The sequence below is a fragment of the Pseudonocardia wallangbongensis genome (assembly GCF_054486945.1).
In genome coordinates this window covers 333,949-351,494 of sequence record NZ_JBRERS010000004.1, presented here as the reverse complement: position 1 = coordinate 351,494, position 17,546 = coordinate 333,949, and the positions used below count along the sequence as shown (strand labels likewise).

Below are 17,546 nucleotides of genomic sequence, written 5' to 3'. Positions count from 1 at the left end.
CCTGACACGCACGACCGCTCGCATGGCCGACGGGCGCGAGCTGATCTACTTCGACGACGTCACGCCGGACCGCGTCCCGCCGCCCGACACCCGGGACCTGCCGAAGGTGCAGACCGGGTCGATCATGCGCTACGACGTGCTCACCGGCGAGTGGGTGGCGATCGCGGCGCACCGCCAGGACCGCACGTTCCTCCCGCCGGCCGACGCCTGCCCGCTGTGCCCGACGCGGCCCGGGCACGCGCCGTCGGAGATCCCGGCGTCGGACTACGACGTCGTGGTGTTCGAGAACCGGTTCCCTTCCTTCGCCCAGGACGTCGCCACCGACGTGCCGGCCGAGGTCGACGGGAACCCGCTGTGGCCGCAGCGACCGGCGATCGGGCGGTGCGAGGTCGTCTGCTTCACCAGCGACCACAACTCGTCCTTCGGGGCGCTGCCGGTCGAGCGCGTGCGCACGGTGATCGAGGCGTGGGCCGACCGCACCGCGGAGCTGTCCGCCATGCCGGGCGTGGAGCAGGTGTTCCCGTTCGAGAACCGCGGCAAGGAGATCGGGGTGACCCTCGAGCACCCGCACGGGCAGATCTACGCCTACCCGTTCGTCACGCCGCGTACCGGGCAGCTGCTGAACAAGGCCGTCGAGCACCGCCAGCGCACCGGCCGCGACCTTCACGACGACGTGCTGGCCGCGGAGCGCAGGGCCGGCACCCGCCTGGTCCGCGAGGGCACGCACTTCACGGTGTTCGTGCCCGCCGCGGCGCGCTGGCCCGTGGAGGCGCACCTCGTGCCGCACCGGCCCGTCCGCGACTTCACCGAGCTCGCCGAGGAGGAGCGCGCCGAGCTGGCCGACCTGTACCGCGACCTGCTGCACCGGTTCGAGGTCTACTTCGACGAGGCGCCGCACCCGCCGTACATCGCGGGCTGGCACCAGGCGCCCGTGCACACCGGGCGCGACCTCACCCGGCTGCACCTGCAGCTGTTCTCGTTGCGCCGCGCGCCCGGGAAGCTCAAGTACCTCGCCGGCTCGGAGTCCGGGGCCGGCGCCTGGATCAACGACGCGCTGCCGGAGCGGATCGCGCAGCGGCTGCGGGAGGTCGGATCGTGAGCGCCTTCGGGGAGTTCTTCGGGCGGGAGCCGGACGGCCGCTGGGCCGGGCCCGGCCGGGTCAACCTGATCGGTGAGCACGTCGACTACGCCGACGGCCTGTGCCTGCCGTTCGCGATCCCCCAGCGGACCGTCGTCGAGGTCGCGAAGCGCGACGACGACCGGCTCCGGCTGCGCAGCCTCTCGGAGGACGGCGGCTTCGACGGCGGGCTCGGTGACGTCGGGCCGGGCCGGCCGGAGGGTTGGGCGGGCTACGTCGCCGGGGTGCTGTGGGCGCTGCGGCAGGCCGGCCACGCGGTCGGCGGGATCGACCTGCTCGTCACCGACACCGTCCCGCTGGGATCGGGGCTCTCGTCGTCCGCGGCCCTCGAGTGCGGGGCGGCGCTGGCCGTCGACGACCTGTACGGGCTCGGCCTCGGCGGTTCCGCCGAGGGCCGGAAGGTCCTCATCGACGCGTGCCGACGGGCGGAGAACGACGTGGTCGGCGCGCAGACCGGCGGCATGGACCAGGCCGCGTCGCTGCTCGGCAAGCCGGGCCACGCGCTGCTGCTCGACACGCACGACGACTCGACGCGGCAGGTCCCGTTCGCGCCGGCCGAGGTCGGGCTCACGCTGCTCGTCATCGACACCAAGGTGCGCCACAGCCACGCGGACAACGAGTACGGCGCCCGGCGCGCGGCCGTGGAGAAGGCGGCGGACGCGCTCGGCCGGCCCAGCCTCCGCGGCGCCACCGTCGAGGACCTCGCCGCGCTCGACGCCGACCTGCTCCCCCGCGCCCGGCACATCGTCACCGAGATCGCCCGGGTCCGGCGAACGGTCGCGCTGCTCGACGCCGGCCGGATCGCCGAGATCGGCCCGCTGCTCGACGCCTCGCACGCCTCGCTGGCCGGGGACTACGAGGTGTCCTGCGCCGAGCTCGACCTGGCCTGTGCCACGGCCCGCGCCGCCGGCGCGCTCGGTGCCCGGATGACGGGCGGCGGGTTCGGCGGCTCCGCCATCGCCCTGGTGCCGACCGACGGCATCGACACGGTTGCCGGAGCGGTGCGCGCGGCGTTCGCGACGGCGGGCCACCGCGAGCCGGACATCCGCGCCACCGAGCCCTCCGCCGGAGCGGAGCGGATCGCGTAGCCCGCCGGGGCGCACACTGGGGGCGTGTACGTCCCCGCCGCCTTCGCCCCCGACGACGCGACCGTCCGGGAGCTGCTCTCCCGTCCGCAGGCCGCCGACCTGGTCACGATGACCGAGGACGGGCTGGTCGCCACGTTCCTGCCGTTCGTCTTCCGCCCGGACGAGGGCGAGCACGGCGTGTTGCGCGGGCACCTGGCGCGCAACAACGACCAGTGGAGCCGCCCTCCGGTCGGGGATGCGCTGGTGATCGTGCACGGCCCGGACGCGTACATCACGCCGAACTGGTACGCGTCCAAGGCGGAGCACGGGCGCGTCGTCCCGACATGGAACTACGCCACCGCCCACGTCTACGGCGAGCTGCGCGTGCACGACGACCCCGCATGGCTCGCCGATCTCGTCCGCGAGCTCACCGGCCTGCACGAGGCCGGCGAGGCAGCGCCGTGGGCGGTGGACGACGCGCCCGAGAAGTTCGTCGCCGGGCAGCTGCGGGCGATCGTCGGCGTCGAGCTGGTGATCAGCCGCGTCGAGGCCAAGGTGAAGATGAGCCAGAACCGCCCGCCGGCCGACGTCGAGGGCGTGGTCGCCGGCCTCGACGCCCGCGGCGACACGGCCAACGCCGACGCCGTCCGGGCCGCCCGGGCGGCCGCCGGTCGCCAGGAGGGTCCTGAACGACTCCGGCCGTAGCGAGCGACGTCCAGGCGGTGTCCGCGCAAGGCGGACGACCGAGCCGATACCCGCTGCTCGCGGTGGCCCAGCCGGTCCGTGGCCTGCTTGATCGAGGGAACCGGGACCTGACGCTCACCCAGAACGTGTTGCCGAATCGGCCGCGCCGGCGTTCGGTGATCAAGGCGAAATGGTCGCTAGTCGATCTTCAACAGCGACCATCAGCCCTTGATCGACGCCCTGGCCTGCCATGTTCGGGTGCATCGTCGTTGCCACAACCATGGACAACCGATCCCACCTCGCGACCGGAGGCGATCCACACCCGTCCCGGGTGCCGCAAGCCGGCACCAGAGTCGGCGCCGGCCCCGCCGGTGGGCGCGGTGGCCGGGTTGGCGCCACTACCGGACCCTGGGGTTACGCGGGCGGCCGTCCCCGACCCTCTGGCACGCCCGTTTCCGACGAGACCGTCACTGCCGGGTGCCCACGCCACTATCCGGTGGTCCCGACTCGCCTCCTCGGCCCTCACCCCGGACACCGTTGCCGCCCTGCAACGCGTTCCCTCTGGCCCCGACCGGGAGCCGGATGCCGGCGGGGGCCCGGCCGGCCGAGTTGTCCACCGGGACGACGTAGACCTCATCAGGGTTCGACTTGAACCGAGCCCCACCACGTCGATCTCGAGGCTGTGAACAGCCCCAGCAGGGTTCCGCGGAACGCACCGACGATCGCCGAGGGCCATCGCGGCAGAAACCGGACCACCGGATCGTCGCGTAGCCACCCAGCAGGGACGGGCTCGTCGCAGGCGGGCGTGCCGCTCCTAACGGCCGGGGTCCCGCGGCAGCAGGTCCCCGAGCGGGCCGAGGTCGATGTTCAGGTCCTCCGGCCGCAGGCCGAAGTGCTCGCGCAGCTCCGTCATGGCCTCCTCCAGGCGCATGAGCCCGAGCCCGAGCTGCTCGACCTTCTCGTCCGGCAGGTCGCCCGCCTCCACCCGGCGCAGGGCCTGCCGCTCCATCAGCTGGCGGATCAGCTCGACGAGCGTGAGGACGAGCCTGCCGAGGCCCTCTCCCACCGAGTCGGGGTCGAGCTCGAGCCGCTCCGGCACGTCGGTCACGGTTCCACCAGGGTCGACACGGAGCTGATCAGGGCCCGCAGGGAGACGTGCACGAGGTCGACGTCGGCCAGGGAGATCGTCACCTCACCGGTGATCACGACGCCGCCGGCGAGCAGCCGGTCCAGCAGGTCCACCAGGGCGACGTCACGGTCCGGGGCACGGTCGGCAGCGAGCGTCACGGCTCCTCCAGCGTCGCGAACGAGTACGGCGCCCACGGGCCGGTGAGCTCCAGCCGCACGGGCCCGGCGGCCCGCTGCTCGACCACCTGCCGCAGCGCCCCGTCGTCCTCCACGAGGTAGGCGGCGTTGAGCACCATCTCCTCGCTGCGGCCGGTGAGCCGTGGGTCCTGCGCCGGGTACCGCCTGCTCGCGAGCGCCACCGCGGCCAGCTCGCGGTGCACGGCCTCGGCCGCCGCGAGCGCCTCCTCCTGCCCGCGGGCCGCCCGCTTGCGCTCGGCGAGCCGCCGCGCCAGGTACGAGGCGCCGGGACCGGCGCCCGGCGCCGGCTCCAGCTCGGCGGGTGTCGCCGACGGCACGGCGAACCCCTTCACCCCCCATTCGACCCGCCCGCGGACGCGGGCGAGCGCCGCGGCGAACTCCGCCTCCCGCTCGGTGAGCAGGGCACGCACCCGGTCGTCGTCGAGGTAGACGGTGGCGAACCGGACAGGCGCGACGGGGCCGCCCCGCGCCGTCGCGTCCACCACGGCGTGGTGGGCCCGGGCGGTGGTCTCCAGCCACTGCAGGTCCTCCAGGCTGCGCCGCAGCGACTCCTCGCTGAAGCGGACCGGGTCCACCGAGCTGACGACGGCGGCGAGCCCGCCTGCGACGACCCGCCGGACCGGTGCGCCGTCGACCCCGGCGTCCACGGCCGGCACCGGGACGTCGGTGTCGGTGACGGCGTAGAGGTAGACGAGCGCGTCAGCCACGTGTCTCCTCCCGCTCCGCCGGCTCCACCTCGCGCGCCTCCCCGTCGCGCTCCGCTGTGCGACCCGCCTCCAGCGCGCCGATGCGCTCGCGGAGCCTGCGGTTCTCCTCGGCCAGGTCGCGCCGGCCGGAGCTGAGCGTCGGGTCGTGCTCCCACCAGTCGATGCCCATCTCACGGGCCTTGTCGACGGACGCCACGAGCAGCCGGATCTTGATCGTCAGCAGCTCGATGTCGAGGAGGTTCACGCGGATGTCACCCGCGATCACGATCCCCTTGTCCAGGACGCGTTCCAGGATGTCGGCGAGGTTCGTCGACTCCTGCCGGTGGTCCGCCGTGCGGGCGCGGCCGGGTACGGGCATCCCTCCGGACGTCATCAGGACCTCCCGTCGAGCTGGCCTCGGGCGTAGCGGCGGGTGCGCCGGTAGGACACCAGGTCACCGCCGCCGTCGACGCGCACCTCGTAGATCGCGAGCACGTCCTGCGTGTCCGGGATGCGCCTCGTCTCCACGACCTCGACGCCGACGTCCCACACGCCGTCGGACCGGTCGATCGACACGACGGACTCGACGGCGTGCCCGGTGAATTCCACGACGTGCTCCGTCGCCCGGCGGGCCGCGACCTGCGCCGGGACCTGCGCCCGGACGCGGTCGACGCCATTGCGCTCGCCCGGTTCCACCTTCCGCCGCGGCCGCCGCGGCGGCCGGCGGGGCTCCTCCTGCCCGTCGTCAGCCAATCGGGCCACCTCCTCGCCGGATCACTGCCCGCGCGCCATGAGCCGCTGCAGCAGCTCGTTCTCGAGCTCGGCCGCCTCCTCCTCGGAGATCTCGCCGGCTCGGCGCGCCTCGTCGACGCGCTCGAGATGCGCGCGGATCCGGACCGGGTCGTAGTACTGCTCCTCGGCGTGGTCCTTGATCTGCTCGGCCACCCACAGCACCCCGCGCACGGGGGCCAGCGGCAGACCGAGCAGACCCGTCAGCAGACCCATTACTGCTCCTCGTCCCCCGGCACGAAGTCGTACGGCGCGAGCGGGCCGAGCAGCCGCATCCGGACGCGCCCGTGCAGCCGCTCGCCCTGCTGCTCGACGGCGTCCTCGAACTCCCGGACGCGCTCGCGCTCCACCAGGAAGGCCGCGTTGACGACGTCGTCGGGCTGGCCGGGGTCGTGCATCACCACGCCGACCACGTGCGGCTCGAGCCGCTGCACCAGCTCTTCCGCCTCGGCGTCGCGCTCCTCCTCGAGCGCCCCGACCACGAGCTCCCCCAGGCGGAGGCGCTGGTGGTACGTGGCGTCCTCGGGCAGGTCGCGGATCTCGGCCTGCAGCTCGCGGACCTCCGGGAGTTCCTCCAGCACCTCCCGCAGGACCACGTCCTGCTCGTAGCGGCCCTTGAGCGTGTACTGGACGCGCCCCTCGAGCCCGTCGAGCGCCGCCACGAAGTGGTCGTGGTGCGGGACGAGGAGCTCCTCCACGACCCCGTCCTCCTCGACGACGGCCGGGAAGCGCATCGGCAGCACGGCGGCGATCGCCGCGACCGTGTCCACCACGGACTCGTGGGCGAGCAGGTCGTCGCGGGTGCCGAGCGGCCGGTCCGCCGGGACGTCGCTGACGATCGCGGCGACGTCCCCATGCACGACCGTGGACACCTTCCCCGACGGCCCGAGCCCCTTCAGATCGTCCGGCAGCTCGGTGTCGGCCCCGACCAGCCCGTAGACGTACGTGGGACTCATTCCTCCCGCTCCCGCTCCCGGGTCCGGCGCTGGGGGCGCCGCCGCGGCGCCTCCTCCCCCTCACGGTCCTCACGCCCGCTGCCCAACATGTCCCCGACCTTGTCGGCAGCCGCGTCGAGCACGCCGGCCGTCTTGCCCTTCGCCCCGCCCTGCGTCGCGCCCTCCGTGACGCCCTGCACGAGCTCGGGCAGGTCCTTGCCGCGCTTCTCCTTGCTGTAGAGGTCCAGGCGGTTCGTGGCCTCGGCGAAGCGCAGGTACGTGTCCACGCTCGCCACGACGATCCGCGCGTCGATGGTGAGGATCTCGATCCCGACCACCGACACCCGCACGAATATGTCGATCACCAGTCCGCGGTCGAGGATCAGCTCGACCACGTCGGCGAGGCTGCCGGAGTTCCCGCCACCCCGGTCGACGTACCCACCACCGCCGCCCTGTCGCTGCGTCGCCACCGTCATCCGCTACCACCTCGTCGTGTTCTCGACGCCGTCACCGGCTCCCTGTCCTCCTCGGCCTCCGGCTCGAGCTCCTCGTCGGCCGCCTCGTCGTAGTCCTCGTCCTCGTCTTCGTCCTCGTCCGCGTACTCGTCCTCCGGGTAGTCGTCCTCGGCGTACTCGTCCTCGGGCTGGTCCTCCTCGTCGGCGGACACGTCCTCGGCCGCCTCGTCCGTTGTCTCGTCGGCCTCGTCGCGGGGCTCCGACGACTCCTCCTGCTCGCCGCCCTGCTCCTCCTCGAGGGCCTCCTCGTGGGTCGTGACGACCTCGCTGTCGCGGATCTCGCCGCGCCAGCCCTCGACCTCGTCCTGGCGCGTCAGCACGTGGCTCATCGCATGCCGGCGGAAGTGCTGGAACTCCAGGCGGGCGCGCCGGCCCTGGGCGCGCCAGATGTTGCCGGTGCGCTCGAACAGGCCCTGCGGGTAGTACTCGAGCACCAGCAGCACTCGCGTGAGGTTCGGCCCGAGCGATGTGAACGTCACCGCGCCGTCGGCGTGCCCCTTCGCCCCCTTGGAGCGCCACACGATGTGGGAGTCGGGCACCTGCTCGACGATCGTGGCCTCCCAGGTGCGGTGGGACCACAGGACCTGGGCCTTCCAGTTCGTCTTCTCGTCGCTCTCCTGCTCGACGCTCTCCAGCTTCTTCATGAAGCTCGGGAAGTCGGCGAACTGGGTCCACAGGTCGTAGGTGGTGCGCAGCGGCAGGCCGATGTCCTGGTCCTCGCTGACGACGGTGACCTTGAGCTTCTTGCCACCGCCGCCCGCGCCGCCACCCCCGCCGCCGAAGACGTCCTGCGCCTTCTCCTTGAGCGCACTGAACCCCCGGCTGAGCAGCCCGGGGCGGGACTCGCCGTCCTCCTCCTCGTCGTCCCCACGCCGCCCGCCGTCGGGGTTGAGCGCCTCGCGCAGACCCTTGCCGCCGTTCTCGGCGACCCCGGTGAGCCGGTCGGACAGATCCGTCACCCGCTCGGCCGCGGTCTCCGCCGCGCGCTGCACCAGCAGGCCCAGCAGGCGCGTGCCGGCATCGCGCAGCGCATCGGTGGGCAGCGCATCCTTCGCCTTGTCCACGGTGCTCTCAGCCATCGCCCTCGCTCCTCCGGGTGCGCGAGTTGCGGGTCGTGCGCCGGCCGGTGGCGGCCTTGCCCGCGGAGCCGGTCTTGCGCGCCGCCCCGCTCGTGGTCCGCCGCGCCGTCGCGGTGGCCGAGGACGACTTCGCCGTCCGGGCCCGCGCCGGGCGCTGCCGCGCGGGCGGCGTCTCCTCGTCCCCGGAACCCTCGCTGCTTTCCTCGTCCCGCTCCTCGTCGGCGGGGCCTTCGTCCTCGTCGTACCCGTCCCGCGGGGCGGGCTCGTCGGCCGGCTCCTCGGCCCCGCGCTGCCGGGGCAGCCCCACGTCGCCGAGCGACTCGACGCGCCGGCCCACCCGGTCGGTGAGCGACTCGACCTGCCGGGTGGCGACGGCCAGCGCCGCGGTCTTACCCGCGTCCAGGAGCCGGCCGCGCACCTGGTCGGTCAGCTTTGCCAACTCGGGGGTGCTCCCCAGCAACTTCGTGCCGCTCTTCAGCAACTCACCCGGCCCACCCGCCCGCCGGCCGGCCGCCACGCCCGCCAGCATCATCGCGAGCTTCATCTTCTTCGTGCGCCCCAGGAAGTAGCCTCCGGCCACGCCGAGGGCCACCCGCGCTCCACATTTCACTGGATCTCCACTTCCTCATGTTTTCCGGGCGATATCCACTCCGACCGGAGCGCCCTGCGTCTACCCCGCAGATAGATCACGCACACGTGTGCCCCGCCTGTGCCGAAACAATCTCCATAGATTTAGGCCGTTCGGAGCAGTCACGGTTCGCAGCCGTTCCACCACCGGTGGAGCAGCGACCCGAATGATCAGCCGGCCGCCGCGCGGACCGCGACCACGATCGCCGCGATGATCAGGAACAGCAGCAGGAGGACGACGGTCACCGGGAGCAGGACCAGCGCCAGCACGAGCGCGGTGATCAGCGCGACCCTGGTCGCGGGACTCATGGCCCGGAAGCCGCCCACTACCGCACCCCACAGCGGGTTGCGGCCGCCGATGACGGAGCGGACCCCGCCGAGCAGCGCGTTCATCCTGATCCCGCCGCGCGCGGCCACCTCGTCCAGCCAGCCCGCGAGGTCCTCCACCGTCTCCAGCGCGATCCCGAACGCGCGGTCCAGCACCGTTGCGAGCAACCGCCGCAGGCTCGCCTTCAGCTCGTCCAACGGGGCCTGCTCGTCGGGCCCCGACCCGTTGCCGCCGGGGATCCGCAGCACTCCCGGCGCCGCGTTCGTGCCCACCTGGACCATCTCGCTCCCGTCCGCCGAATCGCGCCGCCGGGTGGCGATCACCGGTTCCAGGTACCCGGCCGATGCGATCCTGCACGGTTGATCACAGATGTTCGCACGTCCCGCCGAACTGCCGGTCCCCCATTTCGCGCAACGAATTGCTCCGGTTGTCCGCAATTCGTCCGTCAGGGCCCTCCTGGAGTCGGCAGGCTCCACGAGACGTGGGCGAGCCCGGCTCGAGCCCCGCACCTTGCAGCAAAGCCACTTTCACGCAACGAGATTGCATGAAAGTGGCTTTGCTGCAATCGGGGTCACGCGCGCCGAGCCGGCGGCGGGGCGGCATCCCCATGATCATCGCGCCGTCCCGAACTCGGACCAGCTCAGGTCAGTGCTTCTCCGGCGTGCTCGATCTGCGTACGGATCGCGAAGCCGGGCTTGAGCATCAGCGTCACCTCGGTGCGTTCGAGCGCATCGACGAGCCGGTGCGCCTCGGCGCGGTCGAGCCGGAACCCGAGCAGCACCCGCCGGTAGAGCAGGGTGGGCGGGCCGGCGTCGAGGGTGACGACCACCTCGATGTCGCCCGGGTCGCCGTCCCGCTCGAGGTGGGTGCGTGCCGACATCGCGCTGCACGCCGCGAGCGCGCCCGTCATCAGCTCGAGCGGGCTGGGGCCGGCGCCGGCGCCGCTCGCGGGATGGTCGGCGGTGACGTGGTGCGGGCCCAGCCGCAGGTCGACGGCCCGGCCCGCGTCGGACCCGAGGCGCGCCCCGGCCGTGGCGAGCGGGATCTGCATGGTCACGCGGCGGGCTCCTCGGTGATCGGCAGGAGAACGCGGAAGCGGGTGTCCCCGGGCTCCGAGGTGACGGAGATGTCGCCCCGGTGCCGGTTGACGACGACCCGGTAGCTCACGTCCAGGCCCAGGCCGGTGCCGCGGCCGACCGGCTTCGTGGTGAAGAACGGCTCGAAGATCCGCCGCCGGACGTCGGGCGGGATGCCCGGCCCGGTGTCGCCGATCTCGACGAACACGCACTCGTCGACCCGGCCGGTGCGGACCGTGAGCGTGCCCGTGCCGCCCATGGCGTCGATCGCGTTGTCGATGATGTTGGTCCAGACCTGGTTGAGCTCGGCCGGGTAGGCCGGGACCAACGGCAGCGTCCGGTCGTACTCCTTGAGCATCCTGATGCCCGCCGACGCGCCCGACTCCGGGGGCGCGAGCTTGCGCCCGAACATCACGAGCGTGGCGTCGAGGCCCTCGTGCACGTCGATGAACCGGTGCGGCGCCCGGTCGAGCTGCGAGTACTGCTTCGCGGCGAGCACCAGGTCGGAGATCCGGGTGGTGGCGTCGAGGATCTCGCGCAGCAGGCTCTCGGTCTCCACCGTGTAGGCGAGCCAGCGGACCGCGCCCTCCAGCGTGGTCTCGCCCGCCGCCGCGTCCACCGCGTCGAGGTCCTCCACGCCGAGCCCGCCTGCGACGAACACCGGGGCGAGGTCCCAGCCGCCCTCGATGCCGTGGTCGTCGAGCCAGTCGCCGAGCTCGTCCTCGCGGTCGGTGGCCTCCAGCGGCGAGAGCGTGGGCGCGTGGCGGACCTTCTTGACGAACTCGTCCTGCGCCATCACCAGCTTCTTCAGCTGGTCGCCCGCGATCTTCCCGTCGGCGATCATCGCGAGCTTCGCCCGCATGCCGGCCACCTTGTCGCGCAGCGCGTCGGCCGCCCGGCCCGCGGCGGCTGCCGGGTTGTTCAGCTCGTGGGTGAGCCCGGCGGACAGCTTGCCGAGCGCCAGCAACCGCTCCCGCTCGGCCACCTGCGAGTTGTTCTTGCGCAGCCCCATCAGCATGCCCTCGAGCAGGTGCACCGCCATCGGGAACCAGGAGGCGAACGCCTGCGCGAAGTCCTTCGCGGGCAACGCGAGCACCGAGCAGTCGGTGATCGCCCGCACGGACGCCGGGTAGGCCAGGGCCGTGTCGTCGTCGAGGTAGAACTGCGTGGCGCCGAAGTACACGCCGCGCTGCTCGGTGCGCGTGGTCTCGACGGGGTCGCCGCTCACCAGCTTGCTCATCGAGATCGTGCCGGACAGCAGCACGTAGAAGCAGCGCGCGGGCTCGCCCTCGCCGACGACGTACTCCCCTGCCGGGAAGGCGACGACGTCACCGTTCTCGATCACCCATGCGGCCTGGTCGTCCTCGAGCTCGGCGAACAGGAACAGGGTGCGCAGCTCCTCCGGCGTCAGGCTCGCCGTCTCCGGGGCCGTCACTGTTCCGCCAGGTAGCGGTGCACGAGCGTGACGGCCATCGCGCCCTCCCCGACCGCGGACGCGACCCGCTTCACGGAGTCGGCCCGCACATCTCCTGCCACGAACACCCCGGGCACGCTCGCCTCCAGGTGGTAGGGGTCCCGATCCAGCGTCCAGCCCGGTGGCCGTTGCCCGTCGACCACGAGGTCCGGTCCGGTGGGGACGAAGCCGCGCTCGTCGCGCTGGACGAAGCCGTCGAGCCACTCCGTGCGCGGTGCCGCCCCGATGAACACGAACATCGAGCCGGCCTTGACCGAGTCCGTCCGGTCGCCCTCGCGGAGGCAGACGGACTGCAGGTGGTCGTCGCCGTGCGCTTCCACGACCTGGGTGGCCGTGCGCACGGTGATGTTGTCGATCGCCTCGATCTGCTTGATCAGGTACGTCGACATCGACGTCTCGAGGCTCGCCCCGCGCACGACCAGCGTGACGGTGGCGGCGTGCCGGCTGAAGAACACCGCCGCCTGGCCCGCGGAGTTGGCCCCGCCGACGATGTAGACGTCCTCGCCTCGGCAGGCCGGCGCCTCGGTGGCCGCCGAGCCGTAGAACACGCCGCGGCCGGTGAGCTCGGCGACGCCGGGGGCGTCCAGGCTGCGGTAGGAGACGCCGGTGGCCAGCACCACGGCGTGCGCGGCGATCTCGCTGCCGTCGCCGAACCGCACGACCCGGGCCGAGCCGCGGGCCTCCAGGGAGACGACGTCGCGGGCCGTGAGCACCTCGGCGCCGAACTTGGCGGCCTGCCGGCGCGCGCGGTCGGTGAGCTGCGCGCCGGACACGCCGTCGGGGAAGCCCAGGTAGTTCTCGATGCGCGAGCTCTGGCCGGCCTGCCCGCCGGTGGCCTGGCGCTCGACGAGCACCGTGCGCAGGCCCTCGGACGCGCCGTACACGGCCGAGCCGAGCCCGGCCGGCCCGCCGCCCACCACGATCAGGTCGTAGAAGTCCGTGGCCGGCTCGGTGGTGAGCCCGACGGCGGTGGCGATCTCGGCGTCCGTGGGCGAGCGCAGCGCCGTGCCGTCGGTGGTGATCAGCACCGGGACGTCCTCCGGCCCGGCGCCCGCGGCCTCCAGCAGCCGGGCGCCCTCCGGCTCGTCGATCGAGTAGTAGCGGTAGGGCACGGAGTTGCGGGCCAGGAAGTCGCGGGCCGAGAAGCACTCGGCCGACCAGCGGTGGCCGACGATCCGAATCTCGTCCACCGGACGCTGACCGACCGCCCGCCACGTCTCGACCAGCGCGTCGACGACGGGGTAGAGCTTCTCCTCCGGCGGGTCCCACGGCTTGAGCAGGTAGTGGTCGACGTCGACCAGGTTGATCGCCTGGATCGCCGCGTCGGTGTCGGCGTAGGCGGTGAGCAGGGCCCGGCGCGCGTGCGGGGCGATGTCCATGGCCTGCTCGAGGAACTCGATGCCGTTCATCTCCGGCATCCGGTAGTCGGCGAGGATCGCCGCCACCGGCTCGCCGCGCAGCGTGAGCTCGCGCAGCGCGTCGAGCGCGTCGCGGCCGGACTCGGCGCGGACGATCCGGTGGTCCTGCCCGTAGCGCCGACGCAGGTCGCGAGCCACGGCGCGGCTCACCCCGGGATCGTCGTCCACGGTCATCAGGACGGACTTCGTCGAGCGCGGCTCGATCGTGGTCATGCAGGCTCCAGCGGGACGTACGGTCCCGCCCCGGTGAGGGGCGGAATCCCTCGTCGAACCTAGCGCCGTGCGGGGCGGACGGCGAGCGTCGCGCTTGACGGACCGAGAGACCAAGTGATTTAGTCACTTGGTGACCAGAGGTGAGACGTTGTCGGAGCGCCTGGCCGACGAGATCGTGGACATCATCCGGACCGAGAACCTGGCACCCGGCGACCAGCTGTCGTCCTCGCGCGACCTCGCACGCCGCTTCGAGGTCACCACGCCCACCGTCCGCGAGGCGCTACGCCGCCTCGAGGCCACCGGCGCCGTCGAGTTCCGGCACGGCTCGGGCACCTACGTCGGCAGCGGGGTCGACCGCAGGCTGCTCGCCAACCCGCACCGGCCGAGCCCCTCCCCCACGGCCGTGCTGGAGCTCGTCGAGGCCCGGCTCGTCCTGGAGCCCTCGATCGCCGCCGCCGCGGCCCGCACCCGCGACTCCGACGGCCTGCGCCGGCTCGAGGACAGCGTCACGAACGCGCTGCACCCGCCCAGGGGCGACCTGCGCCCCGCGGTGCACTTCCACGCGGCGCTCGCCGCCACCACCGGCAACGCGCTGCTGCGCGAGACCGTTGAGGCCCTGCTGCACGTGCGCGTCCGGGAGCAGATCGAGATCCGGTACCGCTACGACGACCGCGAGCGCGACCACGCCGAGCACGTCCGGATCCTCGACGCCGTGCGCGGCGGCGACGCCGACCTCGCCCAGCGTCTCGTCGAGGAGCACCTCGGCTCCATCCGCGAGGCGGTCCGGGCGTGATGAGCACCCGCAGGCTCGGCGAGATGACCACGGCGGAGGCGGCTGACGCGGTGATCGCCAGCCCGGTCGTGATCCTCCCCGCCGGGGCCTTCGAGCAGCACGGGCCGGGCCTCCCGCTCGCCACCGACCTGCTGCGCGCCGAACACGTCGCCGAGCGCGTCGCCGACGTGCTGGCCGGGCCCGCCGTGATCGGGCCCGCCGTTCCCGTCGGGGTGTCGCCGCACCACATGGCCTTCGCCGGCACCGTCACGCTCACCACCACGACGTTCGCCGCGGTCGTGCGCGAGTACGCCGACGGCCTGTACCGCCACGGCTGGCGCAAGATCCTTGTGGTCACCGGGCACGGCGGGAACGGGGCCGCCCTCTCGACCGTCGCGCAGGACCTGCTCGCCACCCACCCCGACCTGCAGTTCGCCTGGACCCCCCTCACCGCGCTCGCCGCCGACGTCGTCGCGGGGATGGGGGTCAGCGAGGTGCACGGGCACAGCGGCGAGGCCGAGACGGCGCAGGTGCTCGCCGTCGCCCCGCACCTGGTGCGCCGCGACCGCCTGGTCCCCGGCACCACCCGGCTCGCCGAGCTCGACGCCCTCGGCGCCGTCAACCGCCGCCCGGGCGCCCCCACCCTCACCGTGCGCTACGACCGGCTCTCGCCGAACGGCGTGCTCGGTGACCCGCGCCGGGCCACACCCGAGGACGGCACCGCGCTCGTCGACGCGATCGTCGCGCGCATCGCCGAGTTCGTCACGGAGTGGCTGAAGGCCTGACCCACACCTGAACACCGCATCACGACGGCACCCGCTGGTACCGCCGCCGATCCCCCGCGCCCTGATGCAGCGCTCCGCCGGCCGTCGAGGACGCCGACCGAAGGGAACACGATGACCACCACCCGCAGGTGGGCGCCTGGCGTCGCCGCCGCGATCGCGCTGGTCGCGACGCTGAGCGGCAGTACGCCCGCCCTCGCGCAACCCGGGGGCTGCGGCCGGGCCGCAACCCAACAGCCCGGCACCAGCGAGCTGAACACGATCGAGAGCGGCGGCCGCGACCGCACCTACCAGCTGCACCTGCCGCCGGACTACGACGCGGCCCGCGCGTGGCCGCTCGTGCTCGTCTACCACGGCCGCGGCAACACGGGAGCGGGCACCGAGGAGTTCTCGAAGCTCTCCACGCTGCCCGCGATCGTCGCGTACCCGAACGGGGTGATCGGGACGGGTGACGGCGACCGGCAGGCGTGGCAGGGCGCGCCCTACTCCGCCCCTGGCGTGGACGACGTCGCGTTCACGAACGACCTGATCGACCACCTGGAGGCCGGCCTCTGCGTGGACGAGCGCCGGGTCTACGCCACCGGCAAGTCCAACGGCGCCGGGTTCACCGGGGTCCTGGCCTGCCGCGCGGCGGACCGGGTCGCCGCCATCGCGCCGGTGGCGGGCGCGTTCTACGGCACCGGGGAACCGCCGTGCGAGCCTGCACGCGCCGTGCCGGTGATCGAGTTCCACGGCACCGCGGACGCCACCATCCCCTACGGCGGTGACGCCGAGCGCGGGCTGCCCGCGATCACCGACTGGGTCGCGGCCTGGGCGCAGCGCGACGGCTGCCACGCCGGGCCGCAGCACGAGGCGGTCGGGCCTGATGTCACCGTCGGGCGCTGGACCGGCTGCGACGGCGGCGCCCGGGTCGAGCACGTCGCCGTCGACGGCGGCGGGCACACCTGGCCGGGCGCCGACAGCTACTCGGGCGGCGGGCACACGACCCAGACGATCGAGGCGCACGAGGTGCTGTGGGAGTTCCTGCGGCACCACCGGCTGCAGGAGGCGTCATGACGACGACGAGCACACCGACCCCCCAGGAGCTGCCGCGCATCGTGCGCGCGATGGCCGTGGTGGAACGGGTCGGGAACGCGCTGCCACACCCGTTCTGGCTGTTCTGGGCCCTCTCCGCCATCCTCGCCGTCGTCAGCGCCGGACTCGCCGCGGCCGGGGTCTCGGTGGTGTCGCCGAGCGACGGCGAGACCGTGACCGTGCAGAGCCTGCTCTCCGGGGACGGCCTCGCGATGGCCGTCTCCACGATGATCGACAACTTCGCCACGTTCCCGCCGATGGCCACGATCGTCGTGGTGATCATGGGCGTCGCGGTGGCCGAGCGCTCCGGGTTCCTCGCCGCCGTCATGCGGGTGGGCGTCTCGCGCGTGCCGGCCTCGCTCGTCGTGTTCGCCGTGGCGTTCGCCGGCACCGTGTCGCACGTGGCGTCGGCGGCCGCGTACATCATCCTGGTGCCGCTGGGCGGCCTGGCCTTCCGCGCGGTGGGCCGCTCCCCGATCCTCGGCATCGTCGTCGCGTACACGGCGATCGCCTCGGGCTACGACGCGAGCCCGGTGCCCACCCCCAACGACGCGATCTTCGCGGGGATCACGACGGCGGCGGCGCAGATCATCGACCCGGACGCCTACGTCTCGCCGATCAGCAACTGGTTCTTCAACATCGCCTCGTCGCTCGTGCTGGCCCTGGTGATCACGATCGTCACCCGGCTCGTCCTGAGCAAGCGACCCGACCTGGACCCCGACCCGGACGCGCCCGCCGACGACATCGACCAGCTGCAGCTCAGCGCGCGCGAGCGCTCGGCCGTCCGGCTGGCCGGGCTCGCGCTGGTGGTGGCGCTGATCGCGCTCGTGGCCGTCGTGGCGCCCGCGTCGTCGCCGCTGCGCGGTGCGGGCGGCAGCATCGTCGACTCACCGCTGCTCGAGGGCATCGCGGCCATCGTCGCGTTGCTGTTCGGGCTGGTGGGGATCGTCTACGGCCTGCGCGTCGGCACGATCGCGAAGGCCGCCGACGTGCCGAAGCTGATGGTCGAGGGGCTCAAGCAGATGGCCCCCGTGCTGGTGCTGTTCTTCGCGATCGCCCAGTTCCTCGCCTACTTCGACTGGACGCACGTCGGTGACGTGCTCGCCGTCGTCGCGGCCGGGGCGCTGCAGACCACGGGAACCCCGACCGTCGTGGTGTTCCTGCTCGTGCTCGTCCTGCTCACCCTGGTGAACATCATGGTGACCAGCGGCTCGGCGATGTGGTCGATCGCCGCACCGGTGCTCGTGCCGATGCTGATGCTCGTCGCGGTGCCGCCGGAGACCACCCAGGCGCTGTTCCGCATCGCCGACTCCGGCTCCACCGCCATCACCCCGATGAGCCCGTACTTCATCATGGCGCTGGGGTTCCTGCAGCGGTACCGCAAGGACGCCGGGATCGGCACCCTGGCGTCCTACACGTTGCCCCTGGCCATCGCGATGACGACGGTGTGGACGCTGCTCTTCCTGGCGTGGTGGGCCCTGGGCATCCCGCTGGGCCCCGGCGCCCCGGTGCGCTGATTCCGATTGCACGAACGGCACCCTCGTACCGCTCTATCGGACGAGG

The 17,546-nt window shown here is 73.1% G+C and carries 21 protein-coding genes; 7 read left to right on the top strand and 14 right to left on the bottom strand.

Translation table 11 applies throughout. The annotated features are described in order from the left end of the window. Window position 1: 1 nt before the first annotated feature. The 3 genes from galT to ACU436_RS16820 are packed head-to-tail and all read left to right on the top strand — an operon-like array spanning window position 2 to window position 2,910. On the top strand, window positions 2-1,099 hold the full coding sequence (galT, locus tag ACU436_RS16830) for a galactose-1-phosphate uridylyltransferase (protein ID WP_459027018.1): 1,098 nt from the start codon (window positions 2-4) through the stop codon (window positions 1,097-1,099). Further along, window positions 1,096-2,226 carry a galactokinase gene (galK, locus tag ACU436_RS16825; RefSeq protein ID WP_459026283.1) on the top strand — a complete coding sequence of 377 codons (1,131 nt, stop codon included), beginning with the start codon at window positions 1,096-1,098 and terminating at the stop codon, window positions 2,224-2,226. Before galT ends, galK begins: the two co-directional genes overlap by 4 nt. 24 nt (window positions 2,227-2,250) lie before the next feature. After that, on the top strand, window positions 2,251-2,910 hold the full coding sequence (locus tag ACU436_RS16820) for an FMN-binding negative transcriptional regulator (RefSeq protein WP_459026281.1): 660 nt from the start codon (window positions 2,251-2,253) through the stop codon (window positions 2,908-2,910). Window positions 2,911-3,703: 793 nt separating this feature from the next. Here the strand turns inward: ACU436_RS16820 and ACU436_RS16815 are convergent. The 14 genes from ACU436_RS16815 to ACU436_RS16750 form a co-directional block, all read right to left on the bottom strand. Beyond that, window positions 3,704-3,997: a gas vesicle protein K gene (locus tag ACU436_RS16815; RefSeq protein ID WP_459026279.1), complete on the bottom strand. Its 294-nt coding sequence runs from the start codon at window positions 3,995-3,997 to the stop codon at window positions 3,704-3,706. Beyond that, on the bottom strand, window positions 3,994-4,176 hold the full coding sequence (locus tag ACU436_RS16810; protein ID WP_459026277.1) for a gas vesicle protein: 183 nt from the start codon (window positions 4,174-4,176) through the stop codon (window positions 3,994-3,996). The genes ACU436_RS16815 and ACU436_RS16810 overlap by 4 nt, the downstream gene beginning before the upstream one ends. Beyond that, entirely contained in the window at window positions 4,173-4,922 is a 750-nt protein-coding gene (locus ACU436_RS16805) for a GvpL/GvpF family gas vesicle protein (RefSeq protein WP_459026275.1), read from the bottom strand. The genes ACU436_RS16810 and ACU436_RS16805 overlap by 4 nt, the downstream gene beginning before the upstream one ends. Beyond that, window positions 4,915-5,295 carry a gas vesicle protein gene (locus tag ACU436_RS16800; protein ID WP_459026273.1) on the bottom strand — a complete coding sequence of 127 codons (381 nt, stop codon included), beginning with the start codon at window positions 5,293-5,295 and terminating at the stop codon, window positions 4,915-4,917. The genes ACU436_RS16805 and ACU436_RS16800 overlap by 8 nt, the downstream gene beginning before the upstream one ends. Beyond that, window positions 5,295-5,654 (bottom strand): gas vesicle protein GvpO, encoded by a 360-nt coding sequence (locus ACU436_RS16795; protein ID WP_459026271.1) that lies wholly within the window; start codon window positions 5,652-5,654, stop codon window positions 5,295-5,297. The genes ACU436_RS16800 and ACU436_RS16795 overlap by 1 nt, the downstream gene beginning before the upstream one ends. Before the next feature lie 21 nt (window positions 5,655-5,675). Beyond that, a complete protein-coding gene (locus ACU436_RS16790; RefSeq protein ID WP_459026269.1) occupies window positions 5,676-5,906 on the bottom strand; it encodes a gas vesicle protein GvpG in 231 nt (76 codons plus the stop codon). Further along, window positions 5,906-6,646: a GvpL/GvpF family gas vesicle protein gene (locus tag ACU436_RS16785; protein ID WP_459026267.1), complete on the bottom strand. Its 741-nt coding sequence runs from the start codon at window positions 6,644-6,646 to the stop codon at window positions 5,906-5,908. Before ACU436_RS16785 ends, ACU436_RS16790 begins: the two co-directional genes overlap by 1 nt. After that, a complete protein-coding gene (gene gvpJ, locus ACU436_RS16780) occupies window positions 6,643-7,101 on the bottom strand; it encodes a gas vesicle protein GvpJ (protein ID WP_459026265.1) in 459 nt (152 codons plus the stop codon). The genes ACU436_RS16785 and gvpJ overlap by 4 nt, the downstream gene beginning before the upstream one ends. Further along, a complete protein-coding gene (locus ACU436_RS16775) occupies window positions 7,098-8,219 on the bottom strand; it encodes an SRPBCC family protein (RefSeq protein ID WP_459026263.1) in 1,122 nt (373 codons plus the stop codon). The genes gvpJ and ACU436_RS16775 overlap by 4 nt, the downstream gene beginning before the upstream one ends. Continuing rightward, window positions 8,212-8,811, bottom strand: coding sequence for a hypothetical protein (locus ACU436_RS16770; protein ID WP_459026261.1), 600 nt, complete (start codon window positions 8,809-8,811; stop codon window positions 8,212-8,214). Before ACU436_RS16770 ends, ACU436_RS16775 begins: the two co-directional genes overlap by 8 nt. A 206-nt stretch (window positions 8,812-9,017) precedes the next feature. Next, window positions 9,018-9,497, bottom strand: coding sequence for a hypothetical protein (locus tag ACU436_RS16765; RefSeq protein ID WP_459026259.1), 480 nt, complete (start codon window positions 9,495-9,497; stop codon window positions 9,018-9,020). 317 nt (window positions 9,498-9,814) lie between these two features. Then, entirely contained in the window at window positions 9,815-10,231 is a 417-nt protein-coding gene (locus ACU436_RS16760; protein WP_459026257.1) for an OsmC family protein, read from the bottom strand. Next, on the bottom strand, window positions 10,228-11,685 hold the full coding sequence (locus ACU436_RS16755) for an ATP-binding protein (RefSeq protein WP_459026255.1): 1,458 nt from the start codon (window positions 11,683-11,685) through the stop codon (window positions 10,228-10,230). Before ACU436_RS16755 ends, ACU436_RS16760 begins: the two co-directional genes overlap by 4 nt. After that, a complete protein-coding gene (locus tag ACU436_RS16750; RefSeq protein ID WP_459026253.1) occupies window positions 11,682-13,355 on the bottom strand; it encodes an FAD-dependent oxidoreductase in 1,674 nt (557 codons plus the stop codon). The genes ACU436_RS16755 and ACU436_RS16750 overlap by 4 nt, the downstream gene beginning before the upstream one ends. A gap of 130 nt (window positions 13,356-13,485) precedes the next feature. On the opposite strand from ACU436_RS16750, the gene ACU436_RS16745 reads away from it, so the two are divergent. The 4 genes from ACU436_RS16745 (at window position 13,486) to ACU436_RS16730 (ending at window position 17,500) form a co-directional block, all read left to right on the top strand. After that, entirely contained in the window at window positions 13,486-14,148 is a 663-nt protein-coding gene (locus tag ACU436_RS16745; protein WP_459026251.1) for a FadR/GntR family transcriptional regulator, read from the top strand. Further along, on the top strand, window positions 14,148-14,912 hold the full coding sequence (locus tag ACU436_RS16740; RefSeq protein ID WP_459026250.1) for a creatininase family protein: 765 nt from the start codon (window positions 14,148-14,150) through the stop codon (window positions 14,910-14,912). Before ACU436_RS16745 ends, ACU436_RS16740 begins: the two co-directional genes overlap by 1 nt. Before the next feature lie 111 nt (window positions 14,913-15,023). Then, a complete protein-coding gene (locus tag ACU436_RS16735) occupies window positions 15,024-15,965 on the top strand; it encodes a CE1 family esterase (RefSeq protein WP_459026248.1) in 942 nt (313 codons plus the stop codon). Beyond that, window positions 15,962-17,500, top strand: coding sequence for an AbgT family transporter (locus ACU436_RS16730; RefSeq protein ID WP_459026246.1), 1,539 nt, complete (start codon window positions 15,962-15,964; stop codon window positions 17,498-17,500). Before ACU436_RS16735 ends, ACU436_RS16730 begins: the two co-directional genes overlap by 4 nt. Window positions 17,501-17,546 lie beyond the last annotated feature (46 nt).

Excerpts from the sequence above, each read along its gene's own strand:
- ACU436_RS16785 (WP_459026267.1), bottom strand. The coding sequence starts at position 6,646 with ATGAGTCCCACGTACGTCTACGGGCTGGTCGGGGCCGACACCGAGCTG.
- ACU436_RS16750 (WP_459026253.1), bottom strand. The coding sequence starts at position 13,355 with ATGACCACGATCGAGCCGCGCTCGACGAAGTCCGTCCTGATGACCGTG.
- ACU436_RS16800 (WP_459026273.1), bottom strand. The coding sequence starts at position 5,295 with ATGACGTCCGGAGGGATGCCCGTACCCGGCCGCGCCCGCACGGCGGAC.
- ACU436_RS16730 (WP_459026246.1), top strand. The coding sequence starts at position 15,962 with ATGACGACGACGAGCACACCGACCCCCCAGGAGCTGCCGCGCATCGTG.
- ACU436_RS16790 (WP_459026269.1), bottom strand. The coding sequence starts at position 5,906 with ATGGGTCTGCTGACGGGTCTGCTCGGTCTGCCGCTGGCCCCCGTGCGC.
- ACU436_RS16735 (WP_459026248.1), top strand. The coding sequence starts at position 15,024 with ATGACCACCACCCGCAGGTGGGCGCCTGGCGTCGCCGCCGCGATCGCG.
- gvpJ (WP_459026265.1), bottom strand. The coding sequence starts at position 7,101 with ATGACGGTGGCGACGCAGCGACAGGGCGGCGGTGGTGGGTACGTCGAC.
- ACU436_RS16740 (WP_459026250.1), top strand. The coding sequence starts at position 14,148 with ATGAGCACCCGCAGGCTCGGCGAGATGACCACGGCGGAGGCGGCTGAC.
- ACU436_RS16775 (WP_459026263.1), bottom strand. The coding sequence starts at position 8,219 with ATGGCTGAGAGCACCGTGGACAAGGCGAAGGATGCGCTGCCCACCGAT.